At 65.4% G+C, this 19,608-nt stretch carries 12 protein-coding genes; 7 read left to right on the plus strand and 5 right to left on the minus strand.

Annotated elements, in window-relative coordinates:
• Positions 1 to 62: 62 nt before the first annotated feature.
• The gene (locus ACXHGZ_RS18590) at positions 63 to 4,964 is read right to left on the minus strand and encodes an alpha-2-macroglobulin family protein (protein ID WP_480460890.1); all 4,902 of its coding nucleotides are present in this window, start codon (positions 4,962 to 4,964) and stop codon (positions 63 to 65) included.
• A 202-nt stretch (positions 4,965 to 5,166) separates the two neighbouring features.
• Here ACXHGZ_RS18590 and ACXHGZ_RS18595 point away from each other — a divergent pair, with 202 nt between their 5' ends.
• Positions 5,167 to 6,504 (plus strand): MATE family efflux transporter, encoded by a 1,338-nt coding sequence (locus ACXHGZ_RS18595; RefSeq protein WP_480460892.1) that lies wholly within the window; start codon positions 5,167 to 5,169, stop codon positions 6,502 to 6,504.
• A 232-nt stretch (positions 6,505 to 6,736) separates the two neighbouring features.
• Here ACXHGZ_RS18595 and speA read toward each other — a convergent pair whose 3' ends face one another.
• The 4 genes from speA to ACXHGZ_RS18615 all read right to left on the minus strand — a co-directional run bounded on the left by speA (position 6,737) and on the right by ACXHGZ_RS18615 (position 11,066).
• Positions 6,737 to 8,650 (minus strand): arginine decarboxylase, encoded by a 1,914-nt coding sequence (speA, locus tag ACXHGZ_RS18600; RefSeq protein WP_480460893.1) that lies wholly within the window; start codon positions 8,648 to 8,650, stop codon positions 6,737 to 6,739.
• 152 nt (positions 8,651 to 8,802) lie between these two features.
• Positions 8,803 to 9,174, minus strand: a complete 372-nt coding sequence (locus ACXHGZ_RS18605) for a translation initiation factor Sui1 (RefSeq protein WP_480460895.1) — start codon at positions 9,172 to 9,174, stop codon at positions 8,803 to 8,805.
• Between the two features lie 285 nt (positions 9,175 to 9,459).
• Positions 9,460 to 9,996, minus strand: coding sequence for an NUDIX hydrolase (locus ACXHGZ_RS18610; protein ID WP_480460896.1), 537 nt, complete (start codon positions 9,994 to 9,996; stop codon positions 9,460 to 9,462).
• A gap of 2 nt (positions 9,997 to 9,998) precedes the next feature.
• The gene (locus ACXHGZ_RS18615; RefSeq protein WP_224457033.1) at positions 9,999 to 11,066 is read right to left on the minus strand and encodes a DUF2333 family protein; all 1,068 of its coding nucleotides are present in this window, start codon (positions 11,064 to 11,066) and stop codon (positions 9,999 to 10,001) included.
• Between the two features lie 246 nt (positions 11,067 to 11,312).
• Here ACXHGZ_RS18615 and ACXHGZ_RS18620 point away from each other — a divergent pair, with 246 nt between their 5' ends.
• From ACXHGZ_RS18620 to accC, 6 genes are all read left to right on the plus strand, one after another.
• Positions 11,313 to 12,686 carry a diguanylate cyclase gene (locus ACXHGZ_RS18620; RefSeq protein WP_480460897.1) on the plus strand — a complete coding sequence of 458 codons (1,374 nt, stop codon included), beginning with the start codon at positions 11,313 to 11,315 and terminating at the stop codon, positions 12,684 to 12,686.
• A gap of 1,605 nt (positions 12,687 to 14,291) precedes the next feature.
• On the plus strand, positions 14,292 to 15,071 hold the full coding sequence (locus ACXHGZ_RS18625) for a methyl-accepting chemotaxis protein (protein WP_480464101.1): 780 nt from the start codon (positions 14,292 to 14,294) through the stop codon (positions 15,069 to 15,071).
• Between the two features lie 117 nt (positions 15,072 to 15,188).
• On the plus strand, positions 15,189 to 16,973 hold the full coding sequence (locus ACXHGZ_RS18630; RefSeq protein WP_480460899.1) for a protein-disulfide reductase DsbD: 1,785 nt from the start codon (positions 15,189 to 15,191) through the stop codon (positions 16,971 to 16,973).
• 180 nt (positions 16,974 to 17,153) lie between these two features.
• Positions 17,154 to 17,606 carry a type II 3-dehydroquinate dehydratase gene (gene aroQ / locus ACXHGZ_RS18635; RefSeq protein ID WP_070090423.1) on the plus strand — a complete coding sequence of 151 codons (453 nt, stop codon included), beginning with the start codon at positions 17,154 to 17,156 and terminating at the stop codon, positions 17,604 to 17,606.
• 100 nt (positions 17,607 to 17,706) lie between these two features.
• Complete coding sequence (gene accB, locus ACXHGZ_RS18640; protein WP_416767188.1) at positions 17,707 to 18,174, plus strand: acetyl-CoA carboxylase biotin carboxyl carrier protein; 468 nt, start codon at positions 17,707 to 17,709, stop codon at positions 18,172 to 18,174.
• Positions 18,175 to 18,191: 17 nt separating this feature from the next.
• Entirely contained in the window at positions 18,192 to 19,547 is a 1,356-nt protein-coding gene (accC, locus tag ACXHGZ_RS18645) for an acetyl-CoA carboxylase biotin carboxylase subunit (protein ID WP_084858756.1), read from the plus strand.
• Positions 19,548 to 19,608: the final 61 nt, after the last annotated feature.

A 19,608-nucleotide genomic window follows, 5' to 3' on the forward strand; every position in this document is an offset into this window, starting at 1 on the left:
AGCTCGCGATGCGCCGCGCGGGCGGCGCTCGATCTCACAGGCACCGAAATTACTGCGGCGACCTAACGCCCGCGCACCACCATCTCTCCCTGCCCTTCTCCAACCGCCTGCAGGTTCGGCCGGTACATCGACTCCACCTGCGGCGGCGGCACGCGATAGGTGCCTGGCGTCACCGCACGGGCCAGGTACAGCAGGTGCTGGGTGCCATAGCCGTCGAGCTTGAGCGCCGCCACGTACCGGTCATCGCGGAACTCCTGATGCACCAGGTTGGCGTTCTGCATCGACTCTCGCCACGCCTTCACCGCACTGCTGGCATTGTCCAGGCTGGCCGCACTCTGGGCCAGGTTCTGGTTCTCCAGCTCGAGGCCTGCCGGCAACAGGTCCACCACCAGGGCATCGGGCACCTGGGTATCGGCCTTCAGCGCCAGGTGCACCAGCACCAGATCGCCGCTGCGCAGGTTGCGCAGATCCAGCGGTTGGCCGTTCATGCCCAGGTACTCACGGCGCACCTGCATGCCGTTGCCCCCGGCCGGCGGCGCCTGGCGTGGGTAACCGGAGAGCGTCAGTTGTTGGTAGAGCGTCTCGCTGCCTTGGTTCTGCACGGTCAGCGGCGACCTCAACAGCGGCCCCGTAAGCTTCATGCCCGCCTCGGCATTGCTGAACTGACGGACCTCGCCGGCGCTGTCCAGGCGCGCTTGCCATTGGCCTTCTGGCTTGCCCAGCAAGCCACGGCCCGCCAGGAACAGGGCATTGCGCTCCTGGGTCGACAACCAGCGGTTGGCCGCCAACTCATCCGAGAGGGCGAACAGGCGCTGGTCGACCTGATTGCTGGCCAGCGTGTTCTCCTGCAGCAATGCCAGGATCAGCGCCTGGTCGCGCACCTCGCTGCCATAGTCAGCCAGCCAGCCGTCGCCACGGCCGATACCCAGGCCGGCTTGCAAGGCCTGCTGGGCACGCGGCTTGTCGCCCATCTTGTCCAGTGCCACCGCCAGTTGCACCAGCGGCAGGCCGGAGCGGGCGTCACTGCGACGCTCGAACAGGCTGCGCAGCGCGCCCAACGGCGCCTGCTGGTTACGCGACAGTACCAGGCCCGCGTAGGCCTGCACGGCGAAACGGGTGTGGTCGGCGTTCTGGCTGTAGTCCACCTCGATCAGGTTGCGTTCCTGCAGATAGCGCAACAAGCGTTCATTGGCCTTCTTCAACGCCTCGGCGGGCACGCCGAAGCCTTGTTCGCGAGCCCGCAGCAGGAAGTCGGTGACATAGGCGGTGAGCCAGTATTCCTCTTCGCTGTCCGAACTCCACAGGCCGAAGCTGCCGTTGTAACGCTGCATGCCCAGCAGGTGTTCGATGCCCATCTCGATCTTGCGCTTGCGCACCTCGGCCGGCTCACCCTTGATGCCCAGGCGCTTGAGGCTTTCGGCATCGGCATAGAGCGACGGGTACAGGCCGCTGGTGGTCTGCTCCAGGCAGCCATAAGGGTAGGCTTCGAGCGCACGGATCTGCTCGGCCAGGTTCAGCGGTGGCCGGCTCGAGAGCACCAGGCTGGCTTCCAGGCCTGCTGGCTCGAACTCGGCCAGCTCGCTTTCCGGCAGGGTCCAGGGCTGGTCCTTCAAGGCGACCCGGTAGTGCTTGAGCATCGCCGGGTAGGCGGGGCGTACACCCAAGGTCCACTCACGCTCGAAGGCATTGTTCGGTTCACCCGGTAACTGCAGGCCGTCGACCCGCACCACTACCTTGCCCTGGCCAAGGCCGCCCTGGGCCTGTACGGGAATCATCAGCGTCTTGCGCTGGCCCTCGGCCAAGTTGACGCTCTGCTGCCCCTCACCGGCCAGGCCCAATTGACCGGAAGCGCTGACCTGCACGTTCAGTTGCTGGGTACGGCCGGACAGGTTGGCCAGGTCAAGTGCCAGGCTGGTGCGGTCGCCACCGGCCAGGAAACGCGGAGCCGAGAGCTCGGCGATCAATGGCGCGGCGACCACGGTCTTGCCTTCGGCCATGCCGAAATGCTCGTCGGTCCAGGCCTGGGCCATCAAGCGTAGCTCCCCGTTGAAGTCGGGGATGTCGACGCTCGCCTCACCCTCGCCCTGCTCGTTCAAGGTCACCGGCAGGCTTTGCTGGGCAACGATGGTCACCGTGGTGTTGGGGCGCTTTCCGCCCTTGGCCATGGCCGCGTCGCCACCGAAGGCCAGGCTGGCCAGGCGGCCCTGGCCGGCCTCGATCAGCTGGCCGTAGATATCCAGCTGGTCGGCGCCGTAGGCCTTGCGGCCGAACAGGCTGGCATACGGGTCCGGGGTCTTGAAGTCGGTGATGTTGAGGATACCCACGTCTACCGCCGACAGCAGCACGTGCACCTGCTTCGGCACGCTGCCGTCGGCGTTGGCGGCCTTGAACTTCACGGTCAATGGCTGCTTGGGACGCATCTTCTCCGGCGCCTGCAGGGTCACCGCGAGCTTGCGTTCGGCGCGGTCCAGCGGCAGGTGCAGCACACCCACGGCACGCTTGGGCGTGGCATTGGCCTTGCGCTCGCCGGGGCGGATCACCAGGGCGCTGATGTACAGGTCATGGCGTGCCCATTGCTCGTCCAGCTGCACGTCGAAGGTCTTGCCCTCGGCGGGCACTTCGATCTCCTGCCACCACAGTGGGCCGTCGCTGGATTCGATCATCAGGTAACCGCTGCCTGCCGCGGGCGGGGTGACCGTGACCTTCGCCGTGGCACCGTCGGCGTAGGCCGGTTTGTCCAGTGCCAGCTTGACCTGGTCCGGGCGCACCGCGCCGCCCTCGGCATTGTCCTGGGCGCGATAGCCGGCCCAGAAGCGCGCGCTGGACACGAGCCCGGTCTGTGGGTCTTCCACCTCGACACGATACGGGCCCCATTCCACCTGGAAATTCAGCTTGGCCGTGCCCCCGGCCTGGACGCTGACCGTTTCCTCGCTCTGGGTGAGGAATTTCTCGTTGTAGTTGTAGCTCCAGCCATCGCTGTCGGAATAGTTCCAGTAATAGTCGCGACGCTCGCGTACCAGGCGCACTTTGAGGTCGTCGGCGGCCAGCTTGCGGCCTTCGCGGTCGGCCACCAGCACTTCGAATGTCACCGGGCCGTCGCTGTCGGTTTCCTCGCCCTCGAACAGGCCACGCAGCCCAGGCAGGCGCTCGGCAGGCCAGATCGGCTGCTCCAGGCGTCGGGTGATCGGCCGGCCCCCGGACTCCTGCAAACTGGCCTGCACGGTCAGTTGCAGCGGCGAACGGGCCTCGGCCCAGCGGCTCTCGATATCCAGGGTGGCCTTGCCGGCGTCGTCCAGGGCGACCTCGTCCAGCTCCAGGTCCTGGCTGAGTTCGGTCTCGGTGACCGAGCCGAACTGGTAGCCCGGCAACGCCGGCACCGCTTCGCGCAGCGGGCGCAGGTAGGCCTGGCCACTGAGGCGGTTGCCGGCGGCCGGGGCGCCATAGAGGTAGCGACCATTGACCTTGATATGCGCGGTTTGCTCGGGCGAGAGCGGCGTGCTGCTGCCCTTGAGCTCCAGGGCCAGGCGCTCGGGGAGGAAATCCTCGACCAGGAATTCATAGACCTGCTTGCGCCCGCCGCCCAGGTCGAGCAGCAGTTGCCAGCGACCGGTCGGCGCCTCGCTCGCCAGTTGCAGCTGGTACTGGAACAAGCCGTTGCGGTCGGCCTCCCAAACGAACTTGCGGCTGACCTGTTCATCTGGCCGGCGCACTTCCACGGTCACCGGCTGGGCCTTGACCGGCTTGCCGTCCTGGTCGCGCAACAGGCCGTTGAGCAGTACGGTCTCGCCCGGGCGGTACAGGTCACGCGGACCAAAGATGAAGAACTGCAGGGGGTTGGCCTGGGGGCCGGTGATGTCGAACTCCGCCAGGTCCAGGGCCGCGGTGTTCAGGCGCAGCAAAGTGGTGTTCACGCCCTGGGTGGCGATCAGGGTGTCGGCCTTGGCGGTGATCGGCAGCTGCGCATGGCCCTGGCCGTCGGTTTCGGCCTGGGCCAGCAGCTTGCCCTTGTCGTCGTGCAGCGCGAGGTTGACGCCCTTGAGCGCCTTGCCGCCTTCCAGGGCCTGGGCGAACACATCCACCCGATCGCGGTAGCGGTGGGCGGAAACGCCGATGTCGCTGAGGGTGAACAGGGTTGCCGGTTGCGAATAGTCGTAGGTACCGGAGGCGCGCATCACCGCCAGGTACACGCCCGCCTCCTGCAGCGGCTTGATCCCGGCGATCGGCAACAGGACGGTTTCGCGGGTATTGCGCGCCGGGTTCAAGTCGAAGCGGCCGCTGTAGACCAGCTCGGCCATGTCCAGGGTTTCCTTGGACTGGTAGTAGTACAAGCTGCTGTTGCGGCCCCAGTTGACCAGGAAGCTGGAAAGCATGTCCGGCTTGATGCGGAAGAACTCCACATCGACCTTGTCGACGTTAAGGGCGATCACCGGCAGGCCTTCGGCCAGGCGGGTAGGCAGCAGCGAGCCGCGGCTGGCGAAGCCTACGGTCGGCTGCATGTCGCGGGTTTCCAGGCGGCTGACCGACTCGGCCTCCAGGCGCTTGCCGTTGACCGCCAACAAGCCCTTGTCGACGGTCAGCACCAGCTTGCGCTGCGGCTCCAGGTGACGCAGGCGCAGCTCCATCTGGTTGTCGGAGAGCTCCCAGGCACCCTCGAGCTTGCCTTTTACCGTGTCGACCAGGTGCACCTTGGCGGCAAAGTCCTGCTCGGCATCCAGCGGCGCGGAGAAGCTGATCGACAAGGTGGCGGCGCCGTCGAGCTGGACTTCCGAGACATCCAGCACGCTCAGTTCGCGGTCGGCATAGCGCTTGGCCAGCACGGCGGGGTCTTCGCGCTTGGGCGCCGGGGTTTCGGCCGGTACGCTCGCGGCGGGCTTCTGGGCTGGTGCCGGGGCATCCTTGGAGGAGGAATCACAAGCACTGAGCAACGCCAGCGCGCAGGCCAGCAACAATCCTTTGTTGAACATGGGAGTGGGAACTCTCGGGCAGCGTATCGATAAGGGCGCAACTATAGCGCAATGGCGGGCGAGCTACCTGCAGCCAAGTGAGACCTCGCTCACGCTGGCCGCTAGAATGCCAGGCCAGCTGGCGGGGTGCCTGTGGGGCCGCCGCATCGCCGCTCCCACTAAGACCGCAAAGCTGTACCACCGCATTAACCCCGGAGCCCGCATGTTGCAACTGACCACCGACTGGCACGATCGCCGCACCCACCGCAAGGTCTGGGCACTGGCCGCACCGATGATTCTGTCCAACATCTCGGTACCGCTGGTGGCCCTGGTCGACAGCACCGTGATCGGCCACCTGCCCCATGCCCATCAGTTGGGCGCCGTGGCGGTGGGGGCGACCTTGTTCACCTTCATGGTCGGGCTGATGGGGTTCCTGCGCATGGGCTCCACCGGATTCGCCGCCCAGGCCGCCGGGCGCGCTGATGGCGCGGCGTTACGCCAGGTGCTGGTGCAGGGTTTGTTGCTGGCCCTGGCCTTCGCACTGCTGATCGGTCTGTTGGCGATTCCTTTCAGCCAGCTGGCGTTGCAGGCGATGCAACCGAGTGCGGCGTTGCACCAATCCACCGAGGATTTCTTTCATACCCGCCTGCTAGGCCTGCCGGCGGCGCTGGCCAGCTACGCCCTGGTTGGCTGGTTCCTGGGCACCCAGAACGCCCGGGCGCCAATGGCGATCCTGCTGACGACCAACGTGCTGAACATCGTCCTCAACCTGTGGTTCGTGCTCGGGTTGGACTGGGGCGTGCTGGGCTCGGCACGGGCCTCGGTGATCGCCGAGTGGAGCGCCGCCCTGCTCGGCCTGGCCCTGACCCGTCCGGCCCTACGAGCCTACCCGGGGCACATCGCCTGGGCCGCGCTCAGCCACTGGAAGTCCTGGCGACCGCTGTTGGCGGTCAACCGCGACATCTTCCTGCGCAGCCTGGCGCTGCAACTGGTGTTCCTGCTGGTGACCGTGCAAGGCGCGCGCCTGGGCGAGGCCACGGTGGCAGCCAACGCCCTGCTGCTCAATGGCCTGATGCTTACCGCGTACGCTCTGGATGGCCTGGCCCATGCGGTCGAAGCCCTGTGCGGCCACGCCATCGGCGCCCGAGACCACCAGACCCTGCGCCGCTCGCTGGTGGTGGCCTGCGGCTGGTCGCTGATCGTCAGCCTGGGCTTCGCCGTGGTGTTTCTGCTGGGGGGACACCTGTTCATCGACCTGCAGACCGATATCGCCAGCGTGCGCGAGGCAGCGTATGCGTACCTGCCCTACCTGGCGGTGCTGCCGCTGGTCGCGGTGTGGAGCTACCTGCTCGACGGCCTGTTCATCGGCGCGACCCGAGCCCGGGAGATGCGCAATGCGATGTTGCTGTCGGTGGCGATCGCGCTGCCCTTGGCGGTGCTCATGAGTGGGCTCGGCAACCATGGGTTGTGGCTGGCGTTCCTGGGGTTCATGGGGTTGCGGGCGGTGACGCTGGGGTGGGTGGGCTGGCGGTTGCAATCGAAGGGGCAGTGGGTTCGCTGAAGTTGAGGCCGCTTCACACGGCCAAGTCATACGCAATGTAGCGAGCTATGCAGGCCCGTGTGGGAGCTGGCGACAGCCTGCGATGGGCCGCAAAGCGGCCCATGAGCCTTGCGGGGCTCCACCGTTTGAAGGCTTGGGACTGCTTTGCAGCCCATCGCAGGCTATCGCCAGCTCCCACCGAGATTGCGCCACGCTCAAGATTTGCGAAATCCCTGTGGAAGCGGCCCCAGGTTTACGACGAGAGGTACGACGAGCGGGTCAGCCCCAGGCGCAACGCATCCAGGAACTGGGTACGCTCACGCGCCGTGATGCGAGCGCTGGCGACCTTGTCGCGGTAATGCGTCATCAGCTCTTCCGGCGACAGGTGCACGTAGCGCAGCATGTCCTCGATGGTGTCGTGGGTCTCGATGCCGGCGTGGTACACGCTGCCATCGGCGTTCTGGTAGATGTTCACCGAATCGGTATCGCCGAACAGGTTGTGCATGTCGCCCAGGATCTCCTGGTACGCACCAACCAGGAACACGCCCAGCAGGTAGTCCTCGCCTTCCTTGACCGCGTGCACCGGCATGCTGGTCTCGATGCTCTGCTCATCGACGTATTGGTTGATCTTGCCGTCGGAGTCGCAGGTCAGGTCCTGCAGCACAGCGCGGCGCATCGGCTCCTCGTCCAGGCGGTGCAGCGGGATGATCGGCAGCACCTGGCCGATGGCCCAGGTGTCCGGCAGGCTCTGGAACACCGAGAAGTTGCAGATGTACTTGTCGGCCAATTTGTCGTTGAGCTCGTCCAGCACCTGCCGGTGCGAGCGCTGGCGGGCCTTGAGCGAATTGTGCAGGCGGCGGCACACGGCGAAGTAGCACTGCTCGGCCAGGGCCTTCTCGGCCAGGCTGATCTTGCCATCGGCGTACTGGGCGGCGACGTCGCCCATGTAGTGGGTGGCGCGCCAGTAGGTCTCGGTGACCATCTCGATGTCGGTCGGGCCGAGCAGGTCGACCAGCCACTGCACGGTTTCAGGCAGCGCTTGCTTGTTCTCGATGGTCGGCACTTCGTCGTTGTGCTTCTCGACGTCGGTCACCTGAATCACCAGCATGGCGTGGTGCGCGGTCAGCGAGCGGCCGCTCTCGGAGAAGATATGCGGGTGCGGCAGGCCCTGGGCGTCGCAGAACTCCTTGAGCATGCCCACCACCACGCCGGCATAGTCGTCCATGTCGTAGTTGATGGAGCTGGCATTGCGCGAGTGGGTACCGTCGTAGTCCACGCCCAGGCCACCGCCGACGTCGATGTGATCGACCGGCAGGCCCAGGGCGCGCAGTTCGCCGTAGTAGCGGATCGCTTCCTTGAAGCCATGCTGGTAGTCCGCCAGGTTGGCGATCTGCGAGCCCATGTGGAAGTGCAGCAGGCGGATGCCCTGGTCCAGGCCGGCATCGCGGAAGCGCTGCACCACCGAGATCAGCTGGGCGGCGGACAAGCCGAACTTGGACTTCTCGCCACCGGTATCGGCCCACTTGCTCGAGGCCAGCGACGACAGGCGCACGCGCAGGCCGACCTGCGGCTTGACCTTGAGCTCCGCGGCTTCCTCGATCACCAGGGCGACCTCGGACTCCTTCTCGATGACGATGAATACGTTGTGGCCAAGCTTCTGGCCCATCAGCGCCAGGCGGATGAACTCGCGGTCCTTGTAGCCGTTGCAGACGATGGTGCCACCCTTGGGCGCCAGCGCCAGCACCGCCAGCAGCTCGGGCTTGGAACCGGCCTCAAGGCCGATGGAGACGTTCTGGGTGGCGATGATGTTCTCCACCACCGCTTCCTGCTGGTTGACCTTGATCGGGTACAGGGCGGTGTACTTGCTCTGGTACTCCAGGCGCGCGATGTTGGCGTCGAACGCGCCGGTCAGCTGGCGCACGCGGTCTTGCAGGATGTCGGGGAAACGCACCAGCAGCGGCAGCGACAAGCCGCTCTGGCGCAGTTCGTCGACCTGCTCGTACAGGTCGATCGGTGCGCTCCCCGGGCCATTGGGGCGCACTTCGACGCGCCCGGCCTCATTGATGGCGAAATAACCAGCGCCCCAATGGCGGATACCATAAACACTGCGGCTGTCGGCCACGGTCCATTGGCTGCCATCGTCTTTGCGTGTGCGTCGTACGGACATTCAAGTCCCCTGTAGATAAGTCGAAGACACTGCCCCACATGGGCGCGCAGGCAGTGTAGAAACCGAAAATGACGATTCGTCCGTGCCCAGGGTAGACCCCTGCCACGGGAACGAGTTTAGAAAGCACTGGGCAAAAAATCGCGCGAGCCGGATCAACCGCCGGATTTCTTCGCCTTGAAACCCTGCCTGGTCAACTCGCCGAGCAGCAGCTCGACATGGTCGCCCTGGATCTCGATGACCCCATCCTTCAGCGCGCCCCCGGTGCCGCAACGGCGCTTGAGGGCGCTGGCCAGCTCCTTGAGCTGGTCGAGGGGCAGCGGGACGCCACTGATGGTGGTCACGGTCTTGCCGCCACGGCCTTTACTTTCGCGGCGCACGCGGGCAATACCATCACCTTCTGGGATGACCTGTTGCTTGCAGATGCAGGCTTCCACCGGCTTGCCGCAATCCGGGCAGTGCCGGCCGGCATCGGTGGAATAAACGAGACCGCCAAGGGCGGCGAAGGAAGAAGCTTTCTTGGCCACTTTTGTTCCTCTTGCTGAGGACAAAATACTGGTCGGCGCCTGGGGCCAGGGCCGACCGCGAAGCCCCACTCTGGCAGGGGCAGCGCTACTGCCGCAAGACCTGCGGCAGCCCGAAAAGGGCGCGCAGTGTAACGATAAATCTGGCTGTTGCTAAGTACTGGAATGCGGCATTTTGCGAATGTTTTGCGACCCCTTCGCGGGTAAACCCGCTCCCACAGGTACTGCGCAGGTTTCGCGCCCTGTGAAATGGGCTTACCCGTGAAGCGGCCAGCATGGCCCACGCATCTATTTGAGGCTTGCTTTATAGCGCTGCAGCGCCGCCAACGAATCCGGGCAATAGGGCTCGCTCAGGCTTTCTCGTTCCGCCTGTTCCAAGCCAATGAAGCGCGCCTCGCTCACCTCTTCGGGCTGCAACCTGAGCGGTCCATCGGACACCGCTGAATACACCGCGCACCACAACCGGTTGTCCGGCTGGTCGAAATAAAACCGCTCGTGGAAACGCAACTCGACGTCCGCGATACCGAGTTCTTCGGCCAGCTCCCGGGCAGCCGACTCGGCATAGCTCTCGCCCGCCGCCACCATACCGCCGGCGGCCACGTCCCAGTAACCCGGGTACAAGGCCTTGCTCAGCGTGCGCCGGTGTACGCACAGCTCACCGGCACCGTTGAACAACAGGATGAAGGTACAGCGACCGATCAGGCCGCGCTCACGCAACTCGGCCCGGGGCAGCGCGCCAAGCAGCTGGTCGGCCTCGTCGACCCAGGCCACCAGTTCGCGGTCGGAGGCTGCGCGGTGCGCGGCCTCCGCGGGGCTGATGGCCACCGTCAGCCCTGCGACAGCAGTTGGCGAAGGTCGATGACGGCGGCGTTGGCGCGGGAAATGTAGTTGGCCATGACCAGCGAGTGGTTGGCCCACATGCCGAAGCCGCTGCCGTTGAGCACCATCGGGCTCCACAGCGCTTCCTGGGACGCCTCCAGCTCACGGATGATCTGGCGCACGCTGACCGTGGCGTTCTTCTTCGCCAGTACATCGGCGAAGTCCACCTCGATGGCACGCAGCAGGTGCGACAAGGCCCAGGCCTGGCCACGGGCCTCGTAGAACACGTTATCGATCTGCAGCCATGGCGTTTCCACCAGCTCCTCGTCCACCTGTGGTGCCTGGCCGGCGACCACCGACTCGGTCTTCAGGGTGCTGTTGAGCTTGACCCGGCCTACGCTGGCCGAAAGGCGCTGGGAAAGCGAGCCCAGGCGGGTGGCCACGTCACCCAGCCAGTTGTTCAGGTTGTCCGCGCGGGTATAGAAGATCGCGCCCTGGTCACCGGCAGCCAAGCGCTTCTGGTAACGGGTCAGGGACTTGATGCCTTCCTCGAACTCCGACTCGCTCGAGGGCAGGATCCAGCTCTTGTTGTCGAAATTGAAGCGCGGCTCGGCCTTGGCCAGGTCCGCGTCCTCGGTGGACTGCGACTGGGAACGGGCGAAATCCTTGCGCAGGGCGCGGGACAGGTCGCGCACCTGGACCAGCACGCCGTATTCCCAGCTCGGCATGTTGTCCATCCACAACCCCGGTGGGAAGCGGTCGTTGGAGATGTAGCCGCCCGGCTTGGTCAGCAGGGTATTGGCGACGCTCTTGAGGGTCTCGATGGTGGTGTAGCCGACCACCATCTGCTGGCCGCTCTGCTCGGCGGCAGCCTGGGCGCTCTGCTGCACCGGGAACAGGTCCGGCTCTTGGCTCCAGTACCAGCCCAGGCCGATGCACACCAGCAGGTACAGGCCGATCAGGGTACCCAATGCGCGGCTCCACAGCCCGCCCAGGTAGCTACGGGTAGCGGCACCACGGGCGTCGACACGCTCGCGGGGCTCGGCTTTGGCCTCGCGGTTTTTCCAGTCCAGCATGGCGTTGTCCTTATCAGTCACGACAGTTCAGGGGCTTGGACCACCAGCCCCAGCCAGGGTGCCACGGCAAGCCCGCGTGGCAGCACTATAAAGCAGACACTGCCTTACGCATAAGCGACCAATGGGTCGACAACTGAATATTCGTCCTTACGAACTTTGTTGATATAGGACACACGGGCACCGGGAAGCAGTGCTAGCATAGAGCCAGCATCGCACCTGCATAACCCTCCAACAAGCAGCCAGGACATGACCCAGCCAGCCGAGTCGAGCCATGAGCGCCTCCAGCAGCACCGCCTGATGCAACGCCTCCTGCGCACCGGCCTGCGCAAGGGCGACCCGCTCGACCACATGGCCCTGCCGCCCTTACGCAAACCAGTGTACATCCTGCTCCAGGACCATGACCGCGCCGAGCGGCTGGCCCAGCAACTGGAATTCTTCGGCCTGCCCGCACAAGCCCTTTTCAGTGCCGAGGCCTTTGCTACCGCGATGAACGACCGCCTGCCGTGCGCCATCGTCATGGACGTCGACTTCACCGGCAAAGGCCAGGGCCTGAACCTGGCGACCCAGGCCCTGCTCGGCAGCGAACCGCAGGTTGCGCTGCTGTTTTTCAGCCACCTCGAGGCCGACACCCCCACCCGTCTGGCCGCTGTGCGCGCCGGCGGCCAGGAATTCCTCACCGGCCCCCTGGATGCCTCGAGCCTGCTGGAGAAAGTCGAACTGTTGACCAACGCCACCGAGTACGACCCGCTGCGCGTGCTGATCGTCGACGACTCGCGGGCCCAGGCCATGTTCACCGAGCGCCTGCTCAACGGCGCTGGCATGATCACCCGCACCCTCACCGACCCGATCCGCACCATGGCCGAACTGGCCGACTTCCAGCCCGACCTGGTGATTCTGGACATGTACATGCCAGCCTGCACCGGCACCGAGCTGGCCAAGGTGATCCGCCACAACGACCGCTACGTCAGCGTGCCGATCATCTATCTCTCTGCCGAAGATGACCTGGACAAGCAGCTGGACGCCATGAGCGAGGGCGGCGACGACTTCCTGACCAAACCGATCCGCTCCCGACACCTGATCACCACGGTGCGCAACCGGGCCGCCCGCGCTCGCCATCTCAAGGCCCGCATGGTGCGCGACAGCCTCACCGGGCTGTACAACCACACCCATATCCTCCAGCTCCTTGAAGACTGCAGCTTCCGCGCTCGCCGCGAAATGCAACCGTTGAGCTTCGCTATGCTCGATATCGACCACTTCAAGAAGATCAACGACCGCCATGGCCACCCCATGGGCGACCGGGTGATCAAGAGCCTGGCGCTGTTCCTCAAGCAGCGCCTGCGCAAGACCGACTTCATCGGGCGCTATGGCGGCGAGGAATTCGCCATCGTGATGCCCGACACGCCGCTTGAGGCCGCGCACAAGGTCCTCGACGAAATTCGCCAGCGCTTCGCCGAGATCCTCTACCCGGCCCAACCCCATGACCTGCGCTGCACCTTCAGCGCCGGGGTGGTGCAACTGGACCACAGGCTCGATGCGCTGACCATGGCCAGCGCCGCCGACGAAGCGCTGTACCGGGCCAAGCATGCCGGGCGCAATTGCGTGATGCGTGTAGAACCCTGAGCTCCGTGAAGCTTTAATCGCCGGCAAGCCGGCTCCCACAGAACAACGCATGACCATTTGATTTGCGGCACCCTGTGGGAGCGGGCTTGTCCCGCGATTAGGCCGGGCCCGGTATCACCGTCGCCTGGCAAGGGCTTCGCCCTTGTTCGCGGGACAAGTCGGACCGCCGCACCGCCGCTCCCACAGGGGCAAGCATCGGCCGCTTGTTCTCTGCGCGACAGCGCAGCCCGAAGGGCTGGGTAATCTCCCACCGGTATGGCGGTGTCTTTGAAAACAGCGCAGGACAGGTGGGAGCCGGCTTGCCGGCGATTGGGCCAATACAGGCAAAACGCCACTTTTTCGCTCTCGGTCATCACCCGGTCACAAAACCGAAATAACTTCAGGCACCTACCGTTCCACCTCTATTGCTGGAAGTTCACGGCTATGCGCCTGAAGTGGCTGACCAATTTCAACACCCTGCTGCTGGTAACTGTCTGCATCGCACTGGGCGCGACCCTGTGGTGGTCGCAGCGCGCACTGGAGCGCCCCTATCAACTGATGGAACGCTACCTGGGCCTTTCCCAGCAGTTCCAGAACGATGCGGTACGCAACATCCAGGCCTACCTGGCCAGCGGCGACGCCCTGCGGCACGCTGCAGCCACCGAGGCCACCCAAGCGCTGCGAGTGGCGCTTGCCGACTGGCCGGCGAACCTGGCCGAAACGCTACGCCCCAGCCTGGACGACCTGCAGGCCTTCACCGCCAACGAACTGCTCGCCGCCGGCAAGCTGGCCGGCGACCCGCAGGCTTTGCTGCTGCAGGCCGAACGCGAGCTGGGCGCCCATTTCGAGCAACTGGCCGAGTATGCCCGCAACAGCGACAACCCGGATGCTGCCCGCTACCTGGCACCCTTGCTGGACGCTTCGGTACACCTGGGGCGCCTGTCGCTGGCCCGTGGCAAGCTGGTCGCCAGCGGCCGCGCGGAACTTGCCGAGGAAGTCGAGCGCGAACTGCAGCTGATTCGGGCACAGGCCCAGGTGGTCGATGGGCTGCCGTTGCTCGGCGTGACCCGTGCCACCGAATCCAACGCCGACGATTTCGCCGCACTGATGGGCCTGGACACCCAAACCAGCGCCCAGCAGGAAGATGTCGCGATAGGCCTCAAGCGCGAACTGCAGAGCCTGCTGGCGCGCTACCCGGCCGAGCTGCAACGAACCCGCGAGCAGATCGAGCGCCGCGCGGCCCTGGCCGCCAGCACCGGCGAACGCCTGGGCGCCGTGCAGCAGGCCATCGCCGGGCTGGAACCGGAAGTGCGCGGCCTGCATGCCAAGATCGCCAGCGAAGTGCGCCTGATCCAGGGCCTGATGATCGGCCTGATCCTGCTCATCGCCCTGCTCATCGATACCCTCCAGCGGCGCCTGGCACGTACCTTGACCGGCCTGGCACCGGCCCTGTCGCGCTGGGCCGATGGCGATTTCGCCCGGCCGGTCGCCCTGGGCCGCACCAACCGCGAACTGCACGATATCCAGGCCTCGCTCAACCGCCTGCGCCAGTACCTGGTGGAGCTGGTCGGCACATTGCGCTACAACGCCGAGCAGGTGGCCGGCAGCAGCCATGCCTTGGCCAGCATGAGCAGTGCCCTGCACGAAGGTGCCGAACGCCAGGCCGGGGACACGGGGCAGATCCGTGACGCCCTTGGCGAGCTCGAGGCGACCATCCAGCAGGTGGCCGGTGACGCCAGCGCCGCCGCCGATGCCAGCCGTGACGCTGGCCGCGCGGTGGAACAGGGGCAGGCGGTGATCGGCCAGAGTCTGTCCGGCCTACGGGCATTGGTGGACGAGGTTCAAGGCAACGCCCAGGCGATCGAGCAACTGGCCGAGGAATCGGCCACCATCGGTGGCGTGCTGACGGTGATCCGCGCCATCGCCGAACAGACCAACCTGCTGGCCCTCAACGCCGCCATCGAAGCGGCACGGGCCGGCGAGATGGGCCGGGGGTTCGCCGTGGTCGCCGACGAAGTGCGCTCCCTGGCCCAGCGCACCACCGGCGCCACCGGCGAAATCCAGGCACTGATCGACCGCCTGCAACAAGCCGCCCGCGAGTCGGTGAGCGGCATGCGCGCCCAGCTCGCGCACGCCGAGGCCACGGCCAGCCAGGCCCAGGCGGCCGATGGCGCGCTGGATGAGATCGTCGGGGCGATTCGTACCATTGCCGATACGGCCGTACGCATTGCCGATGTGACAGCGCAGCAGACGGGCGCGGTGAGCGAGATCCGCGATCACAGCGAGCGAATTCATGCGTTGGGCGAAGACAACCTGCAACGCATCGGCGAAGGGCGGGCGCAAGGGGAGCAGTTGCTGAGCCTGGGAGGGGAACTGAACCGGGCGGTGCGGGCTTTCAGGGTGTGAGACCGAGCGCCGCGCGGGGGGCGCTTGGTCTCACAGGCGATGACGATGTCGAGCACTACCCCCCAACCCACGGCAACTCCGCTATCATGCCCCCACGTTTCACCTAGCGAGACCGCCATGCGCCGCCTGTTTTTCCTGTTGTTCCTGCTGCAGGCCAGCCCTGCGTTCGCCACGGGCCTGCTCGATAATCGCCCCAGCGCCACCCTTGGCGCCGCTTCGCTGGGCAACAACGCCGATTTCCTCCCCGTCCATGAAGCCTTCAAGCTCAGCCTGGTCCAGGCCGACGCCCAGTCCATCAAGCTGCGCTTCGTCGCTACCGAGGGCTACTACCTCTACCGCCATCGTTTCCAGTTCCGCACCGAGCCTGCCGATATCCCCCTCGGCACGCCGAATATCCCCAAAGGCGAAGCCAAGCACGACGAATTCTTCGGCGACGTGGAGGTGTACCATGGCGTGCTCGACATCGAGCTGCCCCGCCCGGCCAACGACCCGCGCCCCTTCACCCTGCTGGTGGGCTACCAGGGCTGCGCCGACAAGGGCCTGTGCTACCCCCCGGAAACCGAACGCCTGAGCATCGACGGCACAGGCGGCCCAGCGGGTAGCGCACCAACCGGCACCGAACTGGGCTGGAACTGGCAATCACTGCTGCTGTTCTTCCTCGCGGGGGTGGGGCTGACCTTCACCCCATGCGTGCTGCCCATGCTGCCGATCCTCTCCGGCGTGGTACTGCGCGGCCAGGTGGGTGGCTGGCGCGGCCTGAGCCTGTCGCTGGCCTACGTGTTGCCGATGGCCATTTCCTTCGCCGTGCTCGGCGCCCTGATGGGGGTGTTCGGCGCCAGCCTGAACCTGCAGGCACGCCTGCAGTCGGCCTGGGTGCTGGTGCCCTTCGCCCTGTTCTTCGTGCTCTTTGCCCTGGCCATGTTCGGCCTGTTCGACATCAAGCTGCCCCAGGCCCTGAGCAGCCGTCTGAACAACGTCGCCAACCGCACCAAAGGCGGCTCGCTGCTGGGCGCTGCGGTGCTAGGCGTGCTGTCCAGCCTGCTGGTTTCGCCCTGCGTATCGGCACCGCTGGCCGGAGCACTCTTGTATATCAGTGCCAGCGGCGACGCCCTGGGCGGAGCGCTGAAGCTGTTCGCCCTGGGCCTGGGCATGGGGGCGCCATTGCTGGTGGTCGCCACCGGTGGCGCGGCCTGGTTGCCGAAAAGCGGCCCATGGATGAACACGGTCAAGAACGCCATCGGCGTGTTGCTGCTGGGCCTGGCCATCGGCCTGCTCAGCCGCGTGCTGCCGGGGCCGGCCACCTTGTTGCTGGTGGGCCTGCTGGCTGCGGGCGTGGCGCTGTTCCTCGGTGCCCTGGAGTTCGTGGTCAAGACGCCACGCCAGCGCCTGGCGCAGCTTCTTGGCCTGGCCCTGCTGGTCTACGCCCTGGCCTGCTGGTATGGCGCACTCAACGGCCAAGGCGACCCCTTGCGCCCCCTGCCACCACCGGCCATGGCAACCGCCACCGGCACGCCAGCCAGCCAGGCCGATGCCTGGCAGACCGTCACCACCCCAGCTGCGCTGGACGCTGCCCTGGCCCAGGCCAAGACAGCCGGCCAGCCAGTGCTGCTGGACTGGTACGCCGACTGGTGCATCAGTTGCAAAGTGATCGAGCACGAGGTGCTCAATGCGCCCCAGGTGCAGCCCCAGCTCGCCGGCTTCAAGCTGCTGCGCTTCGACATCACCGAGAGCAATGCCGAGCAACGCACCCTGCTCGACCGCTACCAGCTGTTCGGCCCTCCCGCATTGCTGTTCTTTGCCGCGAACGGCAGCGAAATAACCGTCGATCGGGTCATTGGCGAAGTGAATGCCGTCGAATTTGCCGATCGTTTGGCGCGCGTGCGTCGCGATCTGGGTCTATAACTTCCCGCGAGCCGGCAATTTTCCCGCCATTAGTGACCAGACTTAATCATCTGGTCACATACTTTGCGCGAATCTCGGACAACGTGCTGGCTATTGCCGGGAACTGGACACCCGACGCCCTCTTGCGGCATAGTCGCCGCGCTCATGTCGTATTGCCCTACAAGACCAAGGAATTCGCAGATGGCAACCCTACTGGTGCTACACGGCCCCAACCTCAACCTGCTCGGTACCCGCGAGCCAGGCCACTATGGCGCCGTGACCCTGGCCCAGATCAACCAGGACCTGGAGCAGCGCGCCCGCGCCGCTGGCCACCACCTGCAATACCTGCAGAGCAATGCCGAGTACGAGCTGATCGACCGTATCCACGCCGCGCGCAACGAAGGCGTGGACTTCATCCTGATCAACCCGGCTGCTTTCACCCACACCAGCGTCGCATTACGTGACGCATTGCTGGCTGTGAGCATCCCATTCATCGAAGTGCACCTTTCCAACGTGCACAAGCGTGAACCGTTCCGTCATCACTCCTACTTTTCCGATGTCGCCGTAGGGGTGATCTGCGGCCTGGGCGCCACCGGCTACCGGTTGGCCCTGGAATCTGCACTGGAATACCTGGCTGCCAACGCACAGCCCTGATGACACAAGGCCTTGGCCCCTTCGGGCCAGGGCCTGGATAAACGTTCTAGCCACGTTTTTTAAATTACGTCCCCGACCGAACCTTGGGAGTTGATGATTAATGGATATCCGTAAAGTCAAGAAGCTGATCGAACTGCTGGAAGAGTCTGGCATCGACGAACTGGAGATCAAGGAAGGCGAAGAGTCCGTTCGCATCAGCCGTCACAGCAAGACCCCAGCCGGCGCCCAGTACTTCGCAGCCCCGGCTCCAGTAGCCGCCCCGGTTGCCGCTGCCGCTCCGGTCGCTGCCGCTGCCCCGGCCGCCGAAGCCGCCGCCGCTGCCCCGGCCCTCAAAGGCACCGTGATCCGCTCGCCGATGGTCGGCACCTTCTACCGCAAGCCTTCGCCGACCTCTGCCAACTTCGCCGAAGTCGGCCAGACCGTGAAGAAGGGCGACACCCTGTGCATCGTCGAAGCCATGAAGATGATGAACCACATCGAAGCCGATGTCGGTGGTGTCATCGACGCCATCCTGGTGGAAGACGGTCAGCCGGTTGAGTTCGACCAGCCGCTGTTCACCATCGTTTGAATCGCGGAGAGCCAACGATGTCTGGGAAGCTCGAAAAAGTCCTGATCGCCAACCGCGGGGAAATTGCCCTGCGGATCCTGCGTGCCTGCAAAGAGCTGGGTATCAAGACCGTCGCTGTTCACTCCACGGCCGACCGCGAACTGATGCACCTGGGCCTGGCAGACGAGTCGGTCTGCATCGGCCCTGCATCGTCCAAGGAATCCTACCTGCACATCCCGGCGATCATCGCTGCCGCCGAAGTGACAGGTGCCACCGCGATCCACCCCGGTTACGGCTTCCTGGCGGAAAACGCCGACTTCGCCGAACAGGTGGAGAAGTCCGGCTTCGCCTTCATCGGCCCTAAAGCCGACACCATCCGCCTGATGGGCGACAAGGTCTCGGCCAAGGACGCGATGATTCGTTCGGGCGTACCGACCGTACCTGGTTCCGATGGCCCGCTGCCCGAAGACGAGGAAGTCGCCCTGGCGATCGCCCGTGACGTCGGCTACCCGGTGATCATCAAGGCTGCCGGTGGTGGCGGTGGTCGCGGCATGCGCGTGGTGCACAAGGAAGAGGACCTGATCGCCTCGGCCAAGCTGACCCGTACCGAAGCCGGTGCCGCCTTCGGCAACCCGATGGTCTACTTGGAGAAGTTCCTGACCAACCCACGCCACGTGGAAGTCCAGGTACTGTCCGACGGCCAGGGCAACGCCATTCACCTGGGCGACCGCGACTGCTCGCTGCAGCGCCGTCACCAGAAGGTGCTGGAAGAGGCCCCGGCTCCGGGCATCGACGAGAAGGCCCGCCAGGAAGTCTTCAAGCGTTGCGTCGACGCGTGCATCGAGATCGGCTACCGCGGTGCCGGCACCTTCGAGTTCCTGTACGAGGACGGCCGCTTCTACTTCATCGAGATGAACACCCGCGTCCAGGTCGAGCACCCGGTTTCGGAGATGGTCACCGGCATCGACATCGTCAAGGAGATGCTGAGCATCGCCGCTGGCAACAAGCTGTCGATCCGCCAGGAAGACGTGGTGATCCGCGGTCACTCCCTGGAGTGCCGTATCAACGCCGAAGACCCGAAGAAGTTCATCCCGAGCCCAGGTACCGTCAAGCACTTCCATGCCCCGGGCGGCAATGGCGTGCGTGTCGACTCGCACCTGTACAGCGGCTACTCGGTTCCGCCGAACTACGACTCGCTGATCGGCAAGCTGATCACCTACGGCAAGGACCGCGACGAAGCCATGGCGCGCATGCGCAATGCCCTGGACGAGATCGTCGTCGACGGCATCAAGACCAACATCCCACTGCACCGCGACCTGGTGCGTGATGAAGGTTTCTGCAAAGGTGGCGTCAACATCCACTACCTCGAGCACAAACTGGCCAACCAGGAGTGATCGCGTTAGCGTGATGAAAAAACCCCGGCCTGGTGCCGGGGTTTTTATTGCAGGAAAGCGT

The organism is Pseudomonas shiyinii (genome assembly GCF_056725765.1).

Excerpts from the sequence above, each read along its gene's own strand:
- ACXHGZ_RS18590 (WP_480460890.1), bottom strand. The coding sequence starts at position 4,964 with ATGTTCAACAAAGGATTGTTGCTGGCCTGCGCGCTGGCGTTGCTCAGT.
- ACXHGZ_RS18595 (WP_480460892.1), top strand. The coding sequence starts at position 5,167 with ATGTTGCAACTGACCACCGACTGGCACGATCGCCGCACCCACCGCAAG.
- speA (WP_480460893.1), bottom strand. The coding sequence starts at position 8,650 with ATGTCCGTACGACGCACACGCAAAGACGATGGCAGCCAATGGACCGTG.
- ACXHGZ_RS18615 (WP_224457033.1), bottom strand. The coding sequence starts at position 11,066 with ATGCTGGACTGGAAAAACCGCGAGGCCAAAGCCGAGCCCCGCGAGCGT.
- ACXHGZ_RS18620 (WP_480460897.1), top strand. The coding sequence starts at position 11,313 with ATGACCCAGCCAGCCGAGTCGAGCCATGAGCGCCTCCAGCAGCACCGC.
- ACXHGZ_RS18625 (WP_480464101.1), top strand. The coding sequence starts at position 14,292 with ATGAGCAGTGCCCTGCACGAAGGTGCCGAACGCCAGGCCGGGGACACG.
- ACXHGZ_RS18630 (WP_480460899.1), top strand. The coding sequence starts at position 15,189 with ATGCGCCGCCTGTTTTTCCTGTTGTTCCTGCTGCAGGCCAGCCCTGCG.
- aroQ (WP_070090423.1), top strand. The coding sequence starts at position 17,154 with ATGGCAACCCTACTGGTGCTACACGGCCCCAACCTCAACCTGCTCGGT.
- accB (WP_416767188.1), top strand. The coding sequence starts at position 17,707 with ATGGATATCCGTAAAGTCAAGAAGCTGATCGAACTGCTGGAAGAGTCT.
- accC (WP_084858756.1), top strand. The coding sequence starts at position 18,192 with ATGTCTGGGAAGCTCGAAAAAGTCCTGATCGCCAACCGCGGGGAAATT.